The 13417-nt window shown below is 64.6% G+C and carries 12 protein-coding genes; 4 read left to right on the forward strand and 8 right to left on the reverse strand.

Features of this window, described 5'->3' with window-relative positions:
• Positions 1-62: 62 nt before the first annotated feature.
• On the reverse strand, positions 63-848 hold the full coding sequence (locus tag MTX23_RS31730) for a class II aldolase/adducin family protein (protein ID WP_280974023.1): 786 nt from the start codon (positions 846-848) through the stop codon (positions 63-65).
• Between the two features lie 474 nt (positions 849-1322).
• Between MTX23_RS31730 and MTX23_RS31735 the strand changes: the two genes are divergently transcribed.
• Positions 1323-2351, forward strand: coding sequence for an IS110 family transposase (locus MTX23_RS31735; protein WP_280973967.1), 1029 nt, complete (start codon positions 1323-1325; stop codon positions 2349-2351).
• 564 nt (positions 2352-2915) lie between these two features.
• Here MTX23_RS31735 and MTX23_RS31740 read toward each other — a convergent pair.
• The 5 genes from MTX23_RS31740 to MTX23_RS31760 form a co-directional block, all read right to left on the reverse strand.
• Complete coding sequence (locus MTX23_RS31740) at positions 2916-4556, reverse strand: lysine--tRNA ligase (protein WP_280974024.1); 1641 nt, start codon at positions 4554-4556, stop codon at positions 2916-2918.
• 235 nt (positions 4557-4791) lie between these two features.
• Positions 4792-5802: a transporter substrate-binding domain-containing protein gene (locus tag MTX23_RS31745; RefSeq protein ID WP_280974025.1), complete on the reverse strand. Its 1011-nt coding sequence runs from the start codon at positions 5800-5802 to the stop codon at positions 4792-4794.
• Between the two features lie 147 nt (positions 5803-5949).
• Complete coding sequence (locus MTX23_RS31750) at positions 5950-6540, reverse strand: SCO family protein (RefSeq protein ID WP_280974026.1); 591 nt, start codon at positions 6538-6540, stop codon at positions 5950-5952.
• 19 nt (positions 6541-6559) lie between these two features.
• Positions 6560-6811: a hypothetical protein gene (locus MTX23_RS31755; protein ID WP_348637539.1), complete on the reverse strand. Its 252-nt coding sequence runs from the start codon at positions 6809-6811 to the stop codon at positions 6560-6562.
• Between the two features lie 107 nt (positions 6812-6918).
• Complete coding sequence (locus MTX23_RS31760) at positions 6919-7389, reverse strand: hypothetical protein (RefSeq protein WP_280974027.1); 471 nt, start codon at positions 7387-7389, stop codon at positions 6919-6921.
• A 277-nt stretch (positions 7390-7666) separates the two neighbouring features.
• Between MTX23_RS31760 and MTX23_RS31765 the strand changes: the two genes are divergently transcribed.
• Together MTX23_RS31765 and MTX23_RS31770 are read left to right on the forward strand one after the other, a co-directional pair.
• Positions 7667-9325 (forward strand): FAD-binding dehydrogenase, encoded by a 1659-nt coding sequence (locus MTX23_RS31765; RefSeq protein ID WP_280974028.1) that lies wholly within the window; start codon positions 7667-7669, stop codon positions 9323-9325.
• Between the two features lie 243 nt (positions 9326-9568).
• Entirely contained in the window at positions 9569-9919 is a 351-nt protein-coding gene (locus MTX23_RS31770) for a RidA family protein (protein ID WP_280974029.1), read from the forward strand.
• Between the two features lie 78 nt (positions 9920-9997).
• Here MTX23_RS31770 and MTX23_RS31775 read toward each other — a convergent pair whose 3' ends face one another.
• Together MTX23_RS31775 and MTX23_RS31780 are read right to left on the reverse strand one after the other, a co-directional pair.
• Complete coding sequence (locus MTX23_RS31775) at positions 9998-11146, reverse strand: alpha/beta fold hydrolase (protein WP_280974030.1); 1149 nt, start codon at positions 11144-11146, stop codon at positions 9998-10000.
• Positions 11147-11324: 178 nt separating this feature from the next.
• Positions 11325-12392: an aromatic ring-hydroxylating dioxygenase subunit alpha gene (locus MTX23_RS31780; protein WP_280974031.1), complete on the reverse strand. Its 1068-nt coding sequence runs from the start codon at positions 12390-12392 to the stop codon at positions 11325-11327.
• A 92-nt stretch (positions 12393-12484) separates the two neighbouring features.
• Here MTX23_RS31780 and MTX23_RS31785 point away from each other — a divergent pair, with 92 nt between their 5' ends.
• Entirely contained in the window at positions 12485-13408 is a 924-nt protein-coding gene (locus tag MTX23_RS31785; RefSeq protein ID WP_280974032.1) for a LysR family transcriptional regulator, read from the forward strand.
• Positions 13409-13417 lie beyond the last annotated feature (9 nt).

Raw genomic sequence — 13417 nt, forward strand, 5'->3', positions numbered from 1 at the left:
CACGGGACCAAACACGAAAGCAGGGACGACGGCGGAGATGGCGGTGCGCCTCGCAGCCTGCCTTATGTCGCGTAGTCCGGCTCCCTGCGGTCCAGCATCCGCTTCAGCGCATCGAAGTGCCGCTGCGACGGGCTCGGGCCCTTGTAGAGGTGATCGTCGCGGAAATCGCGCTTGGTCTTCTCAACCACCTGCTGCGGCAATTGCTTCAGCGGCTGGTGGGTCCACATCGCGTAGATCTGCACCTGTGCGGCGCGCTCGATGTAATACAGCCTGTCATAGGCATCGGCGATGGTTTCGCCGACAGTCGAGATGCCGTGATTGGCCATGAACAGAATGCTCTTGTTGCCGATCACCTTGGCGAGCCGCGCCCCTTCGGCCGGATCGAGCGCAGGACCGGTGTAGAGATCGTCATAGGCGATCGCCTCGGACAGTCCGACCTCGGTCTGCCCGATCTCCTTGATGCGCGGATCTTCGAGCCGCGTCAGCGCGCTGGCGAACGGCATGTGGGTGTGGAACACCGCCTTCGCTTGCGGCAGCGCCTTGTGGATCGGCGCATGGATGCAATAGCAGGAGCGCTCGACCTCGCCCTCGCCCCGCTTCACCTCGGCGTCGTCGATGCCGACCTCCATGAAGGACGATGCGGTCACTTCCGACCAGTGCATGCCGAACGGGATCTGGTAGTAGCGATCGGTGCGGCCGGGCATCACGAAGGTGAGATGGTTGAAGATGCCTTCCGAGAAACCGTGGATGTAAGCGAGCCGATGCGCCGCCGCGAGATCGACCCGCGCCTGCCACTCCTCGGCGCTCGAGCTGTCCTGCAGCGATGTCGGCGAAACTCTGAACTGCATGCGCGTGCTCCCGTCTATGCCGGCCCCTCGATGGCGGCCGTGTTGATTTTATAAGCACAATTGTAACGCAATCCGGCCGCGAGCTCCGGTGAAATTGCCGATGGCCTGCCATCCGGATTTTGCGGGCCCGCCACGGTTATGGGATGATGCACTGCGAAGATGGCCGCTTTGGCGGTCCGATATAGGAACACTCAGCCAAACACTGGTGACGAGATCAGCTCTCCCGACGTCGACATGCACGCCGCGCTCGGAGCCGCCGGCGTGTACAAGTTCACGACGAAGAGGGGCGAGCCGTTGTAGGCTTCGTACCGCCGTAGATGGGGTAACGGGCCGACGGATATAGTCGCCCGGTCGCGACGGCGCGATGTGGAAGCGCGCTCGCGTGCGGCTTTTCGGGCAGGCGGTCGTCCCTCAAACTGATGGTGTTCAAACGGAGTCGGGCGAGCCCGCTCCAAGCATCATTAAGGGACGACCATGTACCACTATGCAGGAATCGACGTGTCTTTGGAAAGCTCGAGCGTTTGCGTTGTCGATGGCGCGGGCAAGATTTTGCGGGAGGCGAAGGTTGCCAGCGAGCCGGAAGCGCTGATCGCCTGGTTCCGATCGCTGGGCCAGGCGATGGAGCGGATCGGACTGGAGGCCGGTCCGTTGTCGCAATGGCTGTCCACGGCGCTGCGCGCGGCCGGGCTTGCCGTCGAGCTGCTGGAGACCCGGCACGTCCGCGATGCCTTCAAGGCGATGCCGGTGAAGTCGGACCGCAACGATGCCCGCGGCATCGCCCAACTGATGCGGCTCGGCTGGTTCCGGCCGGTCCACTGCAAGTCGATTGAAGCGCAGGAGACGCGGGCGGTTCTGACGGCCCGCAAGCTGCTGCAGTCGAAGCTGCGCGACATCGAGAACAGCGTACGTGGCGTGCTGCGGGGCTTTGGCCTGAAGGTCGGCAAGACCACCGAGCGCACGTTCGCCAACCGGATCCGGGAGCTCGTCGCCGGCCACCCCGGACTTGAGCTGGTGGCGCAGGCCCTGCTCGAAGCCCATGCCGTGTTGCTGCGCGAGTTCAATGGCCTGGACAGACACACCCAGAAGCTCGCCAGATCGCATCCCCCGGCCCGGCTTCTGATGACAACGCCGGCCGTCGGCCCGATCGTGGCGCTCACCTATGCCGCCGCGATCGACGATCCGATCAGGTTCCGTTCCTCGAAGGCGACCGGCGCGCATTTTGGGCTCACCCCGAAGAAGTATCAGTCGGGGCAAACCGACTACACTGCCCGCATCAGCAAGATCGGCGACGCGTCGGTGCGGGAGGCGCTGTACCAGGCCGCCCACGTCATGCTGACCAAGCCGGTCAGGAACTGCTCGGCGCTGAAGAGCTGGGCCATGCGGCTTGCCAAACGTGCGGGCATGCGCAAGGCCAAGGTGGCGCTGGCGCGCAAGCTCGCAGTCATCCTGCATCGGATGCTGGCTGATGCGAAACCCTTCAATCCGATGGCCCACGCAACCTAAGGAAGGAGCCTCAACCGATCTGGGCAGGCCACGACACCAGGCCTTCCCCGAGCGAAGTCCCTTTGCCGGGACGACGGATCCGGTCAGGCCGCCATCCGGGAAGTCGGTTCACAACCACGCTTCCGTAGATTGGCCGGCCGGCTCCTCAATGCACCCCATCAGGCGACGGCCACTGCGCCGATCCCGTACAGAAGCAAGTGCCCGGCAAGTGGACCACGCAAAAAGGGATTGACTAACCAAGGCCCGTTACAGAAGCCCGGATGGAGCCAACGGGCAGCGCGAATGCGCGCCCGATGGCTCCGCGCAATCCGGGACAACTGAGACCGCTTGCAAGATTCCCGGATTGCGCTGCAGCCGGTCCCGGCTAGCCTCGCCCCGCTTGCGGGGAGAGGCCGGAGCGCATACAGCAGAGCGGAATGCGATCCGGGTGAGGGGGAGCTTCCGCACGTCTGTCTCTCACCGTCTTTGCGGAAAGAGCTCCTCACCCTAACCCTCCAAGAGCGAGCTTCGCCCGTCTCGACCCCACAAGAGCGGGACGAGGGAGAACTGCGCCCAGCCCGAAAACTACGACGACCGCGCCAGCGCGCCGTCGATCATGTTGACCGCGTTCGTCACGCCATACACCGCGACGAAGGAGCCGAAGCGCGGGCCCTTCTCCTGGCCGAGCAGGACCTGGTAGAGCATGTTGAACCAGTCGAGCGAGACGCCGGGGCGGCCGTCCCTGCCCTTCTTGTTCAGGTCGAGGAACGGCTCGCGGCGGCCGATCTCGTAGACCACGTTCTGGATGTCCTCCGCGGTCGCGTCCGGAGCCATATTGGCGAGCGCATCGCGCAAATCCTGCAACGCGGCGCGTTCACTCTCGGTGGGCTCACGGAACTGCTTGGTCGGCGCCACGAAGTCGCGATAGTAGTTGATGGCATAGCCGACCATCGCATCGAGCTTCGGGTGGCTCTGCGGCGTCACGCCCGGCCGGTAGCGGCCGATGAAGCCCCACAACGTCTCGGCGTTTTCCGCATTCGACGACGACACCAGCGTCAGCAGGAGCTGGAAGGTGACGGGCATGTCGGCCTGCGGCGGCTTCCCCGCGTGAATGTGCCAGACCGGGTTCTGCAGCTGCTGACGCGCTTCCTGCCTGGGGAAGCCGTCAAGGAACTGCTGATAGTCGTCGACGTTGCGCGGAATGACGTCGAAGAACAGCCGCTTCGCGGCCTTCGGCTCGCGATACATGAACAGCGACAGCGATTCCGGCGAGGCATAGCGCAGCCACTCGTCGATGGTCAGCCCGTTGCCCTTCGACTTCGATATCTTCTGGCCCTTCTCGTCGAGGAACAGCTCGTAGTTGAAGCCCTCGGGCGGCGTGCCGCCGAGCGCGGCGCAGATCTTGCCCGACAGCTTGACCGAGTCGATCAAATCCTTGCCGGCCATTTCATAGTCGACGCCGAGCGCGTACCAGCGCATCGCCCAATCCGGCTTCCACTGCAGCTTGCAGCGACCGCCGGTGACGGGGACGGTGACGCTTTCCTTGGTCTCGGGATCTTCGTAGGAAATCGTGCCGGCCTTGGCGTCATGCGCCGTCACCGGCACGTAGAGCACATGGCCCGTGCGCGGACAGATCGGCAGGAACGGCGAATAGCTCGCTGCGCGCTCCTCACGCAACGACGGCAGCATGATCGCCATCACCTTCTCGATCCGCTCCAGCATGCGCAGCAGCGCGGCGTCGAACCGGCCGGAGGTGTAATACTCGGTCGAGCTGGCGAATTCGTAATCGAAGCCGAACTGATCGAGGAAGGCGCGCAGCCGCGCGTTGTTGTGCTGGCCGAAGCTCGGATGGGTACCGAACGGATCCGGCACCTTGGTGAGCGGCTTGCCGAGATGCTTCTCCAGCAGCTCCTTGTTCGGCACGTTGTCGGGCACCTTGCGCAGGCCGTCCATGTCGTCGGAGAAGGCGAGCAGGCGCGTCTTGATCTTGTCCTCGGTGAGTACGCGGAAGGCGTGGCGCACCATCGAGGTGCGTGCGACCTCGCCGAAGGTGCCGATGTGCGGCAGGCCCGACGGGCCGTAGCCGGTCTCGAACAGCACCTCGTCCTTCGGATTTTTCTTCAGCCGCGCCACGATCGCTTTCGCCTGCTCGAACGGCCAGGCGTTGGATTGTTCGGCGAGCGCACGCAGGTCGCTCAGGCTGGCGGCAAGATCAATCACGGACATTTCTTCAGGCTCTCTCCAAAAAAGGCCGCAAAACTAACGCTTTCGCGGCAAATTGCAAAACGCGCCACCGGCGCTTACCTCACTCGCCCCGCTCTTGCGGGGAGAGCGTTGGCGAGGGGCTCGATCCGCATCGGCTGCAGCAGACGGAATCGCGGATGGCCCCCCTCACCCGGAATTCAAGCTGCGCTTGAATTCCGACCTCTCCCGCAAGCGGGGCGAGGTGAAGACCTCCGCGTCAGAACGGGCTGATCGAGAAATAGCGCAGCCACAGATCGGTGAAGCGGCCTTTCTCCCAGATCCGGAACAGCGCCCAGTTCAGCGACTGCCGGAGCAGGTCATTGCCCTTGCGCACGGCAATGCCGATGCCCTCGCCGAAATAGCGGCTCTCGACGAAAGGACCGCCGGAGAAGACGCAGCATTCCGCTGAGTCGGTGCCGTTGATCCAGAATGCCAGCGAGATCGCGTCGCCGAAGATGAAGTCAACCTCGCCGCGGCGCAGCGCGGCACGCAGCGCGTCGTCATTGGGATAGGAATGGATCTCGGCGTCGGTGAACATCGCCTTGAGATAGGCCTCGTGCGAGGTCCCGGCGATGACGCCGACCTTCTTGCCCTCGAGATATTCGGGACGGATTTCCGCCATCACGTTATCGCGGCGCGACACGAAACGCGCCGGTGCGCGGTAATAGGGATCGGTGAAATCGACCCTGGTGCGAAGCTGCGGCGTCACCGCCATCGAGGCAACGATGGCGTCGCCGCGATTGGTCGCGAGCGCATCGATCAGGGTCTCGAAGCGGCGCATCTGGATGGTGCAGGTGACCTTGATCTCGTCGCAGAGCGAGCGGGCCAGATCGACGTTGAAGCCGGCCGGATTGCCGTCGGGGCCGGTGAAGTTGAATGGCGGGTAATCGGTCTCGGTCAGGAAGCGGATCACGGTGAGGCGCGACAGGTCTGGCCGATCCGGCCGCCGCCGCGGGTCCCAGAAGCCGGGCACCGCCTGCGGCGCGGCCTGGGTTGCGGTCTTCGGCGTCGGGGCCTGCGCCGTTGGTGCCGGGGCGGCGGGCGTGGGGGGCGCCGGCGCCGGAGCCGGCTTGGCGGATGGGGTCTGCGCGGGCGCCGTTTGCGCCAGCGGCGTCTGAGCGGTCGCCGGCCCGGTCAGACCCAGCAGCGCAGCCCCGACCACCCACCCGGCCAGCCGGACGGCGGGGCGAGACGAGACGGCAACGGACTGGACAGACTGATCGGGCATAACAGGCAATTTAAAAGAAATTGGATGGGCTTATAGACCATCCGGCGCCCGAAGCGAGCGCCGATTGGGTTAATTCTGAACCGGAATTACGGCATGACGCGACAAGCGAAGGCCGGCTGCTCGCACGGGGCGTGCCCAGCGAGGGGCTTAGAGATACCGTTTCAGATCGGCCGCCGCTTCGTCGGGTGTCCGTTTCAGGTTGAACGGCGAGACGAAATTGCCGTCGCGATCCATCAGATAGATCAGCGCGGTGTGATCCATCGTGTAGTCGCCATCCTTGAGTGGCACCTTCTTGGCGTAGACGCGATATTCCGACAGCACCTTGGCAATCGCCGCGGGATCGCCGGTGAGACCCTTCAGGTGCGGATCGAAGCTCGAGAGGTAATCCTTCATCGCGGCGGCGGTGTCGCGCTCGGGATCGACCGAAACGAAATAAGCATTCACGCGGTCGGCATCCTTGCCCATCGCCTTCAGCACCTCCGACATCTCGAATAGCGACGTCGGGCAGACGTCAGGGCAATGGGTGAAGCCGAAGAAAATCAGCGTCGGCTTGCCCTTGAGGTCCTTGTCGGTGACGGTCCGGCCGGACTGGTCGGTGAGCTGGAACGGGCCGCCGATCGCGGTCGGCGCGGCGACGGTGCGCAAGCCGCCGACCGCCCACAGCATGAGCGCAAGGCCGACAGCCAGACTGGCGGCGAAGGCGGCGAAGATCACCAGCGGGCGGGTGGTCCGAGGCATGATGGCGATACGTCCCCTATCAGAAGCAGGCGGAGATGCCGGCGGTGATCATTTCGAAGAACACCGCAGTCCCGTAATGGAACCAGAGCACGGCAGCGGCAAGCAGGGCCAATCCGCCGACACTGGCCGCGCCCCATAGGATCACGGACGCCACCCGGCCCTGCGCCGGGGCGGCGATATCACGGGGCTGGGCGAAGATCGGCTGAACCATATATTTCAGATAAGCCGAGCTCCGCCGGCCGGCAAGCACGATGGGTGCAGGCGTGATCACGTCATGCGGAGGCTGCGCCCGCCGAGGGAACGCCCCGGCTCTCAGCCCATCATCCCAGTCCACCTCGTGGCGGTGACGGGACGAGGACCAACCAAACCGCCGACGACTCAGTGCGAGAACGGCCTGCCCGCCGACACCTGGGCGTCGAGATAGCAGGGCTTGTAGAGCGCCTGCAGCTGTTTGCCGCGCAGGAAGATCATGCGCGGCGTCAGGCCACCGCGCGCCGCGATCCATTTGCGCACCGCGCGCGGGTACATTGAATACAGCATATGGGTTGCTTCGGGATTGGTGACGGCGCGGCCATTGGCGCCGAAGTCCCAGGCGGCATGGAAGCCGAGGCTGGCGTGCGAGGTGACGCAAATGCGGTCGTGGGGAACGGCGCCGAGCACGATGGTGCAGGCCGAAGCGCAAAGCCCATCGATGATTACGGTCTCGCCCGATGAGCGCAGGTTTTGATATCTGTCGACATAGGTTCCGATCCGTCCGCCACGATCATCGGCGATCCTGACCACCGCATGCGACGCCCCCATCCCCGCCAGCAGCAGAACCGCAGCGAGCAACCCCGTCATCAACTTCATTGGCCTGCCCCAGTCGAAACCGAATCTGCTTGTCTTGTGATGCAAGATGGGCGTGAGCGTGTTGCGAGACCGGATTTTTGTCCAGACGAGCGCGGCCCCTCAAATCAAATTCAAATTGGGTGTTGCGCGCACGCTGCAGTCGAAGACTGCAAGGTCCCAAACTGGAACAACTTGCCGCAACCGCTTGGTGCCTCGCCGCCACAGGCAAGGGCCGTTTGACGTTGACCGCGCGCAATGAGGCGGTCTTGAATCACGGCAGGGCTGGGGGAGGGCTGGAATGGCTGACGATTCAGATGTGATCGTGGTTGGCACGGGGCTCGCCGGCCTCGTCGCCGCAACCGAGATCGCCGATGCCGGCAAGCGCGTGATCGTGCTCGATCAGGAGGGGGAACAAAGCCTCGGCGGACAGGCGTTCTGGTCGTTCGGCGGATTGTTCCTGGTTGATTCGCCGGAGCAACGACGGCTCGGCATCAAGGATTCCCTCGACCTTGCGCTACAGGACTGGTTGGGCACCGCAGGCTTCGATCGTGATGAAGATCACTGGCCGCGCAAATGGGCCGAGGCCTATGTCGCCTTCGCCGCGGGCGAGAAGCGCGACTGGTTGCGCGCGATGGGCCATCGCATCTTCCCGATCGTCGGCTGGGCCGAGCGCGGCGGCTATGACGCGATGGGCCACGGCAACTCGGTTCCGCGATTTCACGTCACCTGGGGCACCGGCCCTGGCCTCGTCGAGCCGTTCGCGCGGCGGGCACGCGAGGCGGCGAAGAACGGACGGCTGATTTTCAGGTTCCGCCACCGTGTCGATGCGCTGAGCGTCACCAATGGCGTCATCGATGGCGTCAGCGGCGCGATCCTGGAACCGACCACTATCGAACGCGGCAAGAGTTCCTCGCGGACGGTGATCGGCGAGTTCTCGCTTCGCGCACAGGCCGTGATCGTCGCCTCCGGGGGCATCGGCGGCGATCATGCTCTGGTGCGGCAGAACTGGCCGAAGCGGCTCGGCGAGCCGCCGAGGTTCATGATTTCCGGCGTGCCTGAACATGTCGACGGCCGCATGATCGGCATCACGGAAGCCGCTGGTGGACGGGTGATCAACCGCGACCGGATGTGGCACTATGTCGAGGGCATCCAGAACTGGAACCCGATCTGGCCGCGCCACGGCATCCGTATTCTGCCGGGGCCGTCATCGCTGTGGTTCGACGCCACAGGCAAGCGGCTGCCGGCGCCGCTGTTCCCGGGCTCCGACACGCTCGGGCAACTGCACTACATCATGAGCACCGGCCACGACTATTCGTGGTTCATCCTGACCCAGAGCATCATCAAGAAGGAGTTCGCGCTCTCCGGCTCGGAGCAGAACCCCGATCTCACGGGCAAGAGCTGGCGCATGACGATCAAGCGCGCCACCAACAAGGGCGCGCCGGCGCCGGTGGAAGCGTTCAAGCAGCATGGCGCCGACTTCATCGTGCGTGACAACCTCGCCGACCTCGTCGACGCCATGAACGCGCTCGCCGGCAACGACCTGTTGAAGCTCGCCCCCATCAAGGCCCAGATCGAGGCGCGCGATCGCGAGATCGCCAATCCCTTCGTGAAGGACGCGCAGGTGATGAACCTGCACAATGCGCGCCGCTATATCGGCGACAAATTGATCCGCACCGCGAGGCCGCACCGCATCCTCGATCCCGAACACGGCCCGCTGATCGCGGTGAAGCTCAACATCCTGACCCGCAAGACGCTCGGCGGCTTCGAGACCGATCTCGACTCGCGCGTGTTCGGGCATGACCACCAGATCATCCGCGGGCTCTATGCGGCGGGCGAGGCCGCCGGCTTCGGCGGCGGCGGCATGCACGGCTATCGCTCGCTGGAAGGCACCTTCCTCGGCGGCTGCCTGTTCTCGGGCCGCAATGCGGGCCGCGCGGCGGCAAGGGCCATTGGATGAATGGTGGGGACGCGCGGCCCGACGGCGTCGGGACGATCCGCCCCTTCTCCAGGCGATTTCCGTGAAGCGGCTTGCAAATCGCGCAGTGGCGGCGGACGCGCCGGCGCGCTAGAGGTTCGGTTCTGAGCAAATCAGAACCCAACCTCTAGCCTTCCTGTCTTGACGCGTTTTCTTCACGCGGACCGGTAGCCGCGTCGCCCGAAAACGCTATAGAAAACTGCCGCCATTCAAGTGGAGACCCAAATGAGCATTCAGCGTTTCGAAACCGGCCCGCGCATGAGCCAGGCCGTCGTGCACGGCAACACCGTCTATCTCGCCGGCGTCGTCGCCGGCAAGGCCGCCGGCGGCAGCGTCACCGACCAGACCAAGGACATCCTCTCGATCATCGACGGTCACCTGGCCAAGGCCGGCACCGACAAGTCGAAGCTCCTCAGCGCGACGATCTACATCACCGACATGAAGACGTTCCCCGAGATGAACGCGGTGTGGGACGCCTGGGTCTCGCCGGGCAACACGCCGGCCCGCGCCACCGTCGAGGCCAAGCTCGCGGCCCCGCAATACAATGTCGAGATCATGGCGGTCGCCGCGAAGTAGACGCAACACGTCAACCGCGACAGATGTCTGATGCCCCGGATTGCAGGACTGCAATTCGGGGCATTTTTCATGCGCAGCTCAGGCGCTGATCCGCGGCCGCTCGCCCGAGGCATCGCCGAGGTCGGACTGAAGCCAGCGCACGATCCGGCGCCACGAATTCGTCAACGCCTTGCTGCCCATGAACAGGCCGAGATGACCACCTGCCTCGGTCTCGCATTCCAACCACGCGGGTGGCGTGCCCAACAACCGCCTTGTCGCCAACGCCTGGTCGCGCGGGACAACGATGTCGTTCTCCGCGGCGAGCAAGAAGACCGGCAGCTTGACCGCGGCAGGATCGACCTTGCGGCCGAGCGCGACAAAACTTCCTTCGGCGATGCGGTTCTGGCGAAAGATCCAGTCGGTGACTTCGAGGTAGTAGGTGCCCGGCAGATCGAGCACCTCGCAATTCCAGCGCGCGAAACGATCGAGCAGCGCCCTTGCATCCTCCGATTTGTCGTCGAGCTGCCGCTGCAGCGCGGCCTCCACATCATGCAAGCCGAAGGGGATGCTCCAGAATTGCAGCATGTGCTTGCCACTGACGATGCCGTCTCCCCGATGCACCAGCGCCTCGAAGCCCTGTTGCGGAAGCGAGGCTGCCATTCTCGAAAGCTGCGACGGCGCCGAGACATCGATCGGGCTGCCTGCAAGCACGAGCCGCCGTACCTTGCCGGGGAAGCGCGCCGCATAAAGCAACGCCAGCCAGCCGCCCTGACAGAGGCCTGCAAGGTCGACCGGCGGCCCGACCGCATCGACGGCCACATTGAGATCAGACAGATAGGTGTCGATCGAGAAATAGCGCATCTCCGCTGTAGCGGAGCGCCAGTCGGTGAGATAGAGACGCGCAACGCCCGCCTTCTGCAGCGCCTCCATCAGGCTGTGGCCGGGTGCGAGATCGGCGATCAGCGCTCGGTGCAGCGCATAGGGCGCGCACACCAGCAACGGCTGGCCTTCGACCGCACTCGAGAAGTCCAGCAGGCGCATCGACGGCAATTGCAGCGCGACCGTGTTGGACGTGGTCCAGGGCAGCGGCGCCTCGTCAGGCGCTCCTCCGGGCGCGCGCCTGGCGTACCATTGCCAGTATGAGTCCAGCACCAATCGTGTGGCTTCAAACGGCCATAACCAAACGTGCTGCGTCGGGTCGACGCTCGGACTCCGTTCCGGTGGGCTCACCTTTTCGATCAAGTTCATTCACCGATCGATCGCCGGCGGGATGGTTCGGCCCGCACGGGTCGCAACCTCGACCCCGATCAAGATCCGACGAATTCAGATCCATCAGTCTACGCCAATCCCGCTGGCGCGGCAGCCACGCCGGGACGTCACGATCTCGCGATCCCGGCATGGCAGTGCGACCCAGCAGTGAAAGCGGCTATGCCGCTTGCGCAGCGCCTCGTTCCGCCTCGAGCTTCCGTGCGAACAGCCAGCGGAAATAGGTCAGCGGCGCATCCGCACCGATGGCAAGGAGCTGATGGTTCGGGTCCGCATCGAGCACCTTCTGCTGCGCCTCGATGAAGTCCTTATCCTCGTTGAAGCCCTCCTCGAGGGAATGCCGCAGGGAGAGCGCGATGTTAGGGTTGTCGATGTCGAAGTCGTGCAGGTAGTTCCAGAAGAAGTGAGTGCTCGAGCGGGTCTCCGGCGTCATGAACTGCGCATTGCGGTATTGCCGCGTCCCCGGAACCTGAACGCCCTTCTCCACCCCCTGCCCTGCTGGCGCAAATGTGGTGTCCAGCGTGAAGATGCCGGGAATAAGCATGCGGCCGATATTGCGGCGGTCGACCGCGTCGGTTTTGTTCGCGATGACCTTCCTGTGATACGGCGGCGGCTCGGCGCCCATGTGCCAGCGCTCGACGCGGAAACCGTCGTCGAGCTTCTCGATCGCCACCGGCTTGGTTTTGTAAGCATATTCCTCGGAACCGCCGAGCGTATTGGTGTGCACGAAGGCGAGATGGGCGAAGTCGCTGAGATTATCGACGATCAACAGCCAGTTGGCCTTGTAGTGCATATAGCCCGGCAATCCCCGCCATTTCGGATCTTCGAGCGGCGGATAATCGAGGATCAGTTTCGGATCGGCCTTCTCGGGATCCCCGGTCCAGATGAAGATCATGTTGTAGCGCTCGACCACCGGATAGCTGCGCACGCCGAGCTTGGCGGGAATGACGTCCTGGCCGGGAATCTGGATGCATTTGCCGTCGGCTGCGAACTTCATGCCGTGATACATGCACCTGATGTCATCGCCCTCGACCCGCCCCATCGAGAGCGGCGCGGCGCGGTGGCAGCACCGGTCGTCGAGCGCGACCACCTTTCCGCTCGATCCGCGATAGAGCACGATCGGCCGCTCCAGGATGGTGCGCGCCAGCTTCTTGCCGTCGATCAGCTCCTGGTTAAGCGCCGCCACATACCAGGCGTTGCGCAGGAAGATTCCGTCGTGATCAGTCAAATCACCCTCCCGGTGCAATATTCGTTGCAGCGAGGTTAGGTGATCCCGATGGTCAGGATAATCCGATTTAGCTGGACACACTGTACCGGTGGATGGACAATCCAACCATGGAGTGGCGCGACTGGGAGCTGTTTTGCGAAGTTGTCGAGCACGGCGGCTTCACAGCCGCCGCGCGCGTGCTCGGGCATCCCAAATCGAGCCTGAGTGCTGCGGTGCAGCGACTGGAAGCCAATCTCGGGCTGCGGCTGATTGAGCGCACCACGCGGCACCTGCGGCTGACCGACGTCGGCGAGACCATCTATCGCAAAGTGCGCCCGCTGTTCGCTGCGCTGCACGACACTCACAACGAGGCGCTGGCGATGAGCAGCGCGGTCGCAGGCACCCTGCGTATCAAGGCGCCCTACGAATTCGGCGCCCATCATGCGGGGCCGGTCGCCTGCGCGGTGATGAGCCGCTACCCGGAGCTCGCGATCCGGATCGATGTCGAGCACGACATCGTCAACCCGATCGCCGAGAACTACGACATCGTGTTCGCCATGCTGGAGGCGCCGCTGCCGTCGGCCGGCATCGTGATCCGCCGCGTGTTCACCCTCGAGCGCGGCCTGTTCGCGGCGCCGGTGTTGCTGGAGAAATTCGGCGAGCCGCGCACGCTCGAGGAGCTGAAGAAACTCCCGTTGCTGACCGGCCCGAGCGATCCGCCGTGGGCGATCACCGCCCCTGGCGGGGCGGTCGAGCATCTCGCGGTCGATCGCGCGCGCCTCACCAGCTCAAACGCCCATGTCCGGCTGCAGGCGGCGCTCGCCGGCCACGGCGTGCTGCGGGTGACTGCGAGCTACACCCGCGCGGCGGTCGCGGCCGGCCAGTTGCGGCGGCTGCTGCCGGACCATGCTTGCGAGCCGCTGAACGTGCACGCGCTGCTGCCGGCGCGGCAATTTGTCCCCGCCAAGGTGCGCTGCTTCCTCGACGCGATGGAAGCCCACGCGCGCGGCGATCCCGAGGCCTATATCAGGCCATAGACCCTGTCC

It is taken from the genome of Bradyrhizobium sp. ISRA436, assembly GCF_029910015.1.
In the GTDB taxonomy this organism is placed as follows: Bacteria; Pseudomonadota; Alphaproteobacteria; order Rhizobiales; family Xanthobacteraceae; genus Bradyrhizobium.

Coding starts and splice junctions, on each gene's coding strand:
- MTX23_RS31730 (WP_280974023.1), bottom strand. CDS start 848: ATGCAGTTCAGAGTTTCGCCGACATCGCTGCAGGACAGCTCGAGCGCC.
- MTX23_RS31735 (WP_280973967.1), top strand. CDS start 1,323: ATGTACCACTATGCAGGAATCGACGTGTCTTTGGAAAGCTCGAGCGTT.
- MTX23_RS31740 (WP_280974024.1), bottom strand. CDS start 4,556: ATGTCCGTGATTGATCTTGCCGCCAGCCTGAGCGACCTGCGTGCGCTC.
- MTX23_RS31745 (WP_280974025.1), bottom strand. CDS start 5,802: ATGCCCGATCAGTCTGTCCAGTCCGTTGCCGTCTCGTCTCGCCCCGCC.
- MTX23_RS31750 (WP_280974026.1), bottom strand. CDS start 6,540: ATGCCTCGGACCACCCGCCCGCTGGTGATCTTCGCCGCCTTCGCCGCC.
- MTX23_RS31760 (WP_280974027.1), bottom strand. CDS start 7,389: ATGAAGTTGATGACGGGGTTGCTCGCTGCGGTTCTGCTGCTGGCGGGG.
- MTX23_RS31765 (WP_280974028.1), top strand. CDS start 7,667: ATGGCTGACGATTCAGATGTGATCGTGGTTGGCACGGGGCTCGCCGGC.
- MTX23_RS31770 (WP_280974029.1), top strand. CDS start 9,569: ATGAGCATTCAGCGTTTCGAAACCGGCCCGCGCATGAGCCAGGCCGTC.
- MTX23_RS31775 (WP_280974030.1), bottom strand. CDS start 11,146: ATGAACTTGATCGAAAAGGTGAGCCCACCGGAACGGAGTCCGAGCGTC.
- MTX23_RS31785 (WP_280974032.1), top strand. CDS start 12,485: ATGGACAATCCAACCATGGAGTGGCGCGACTGGGAGCTGTTTTGCGAA.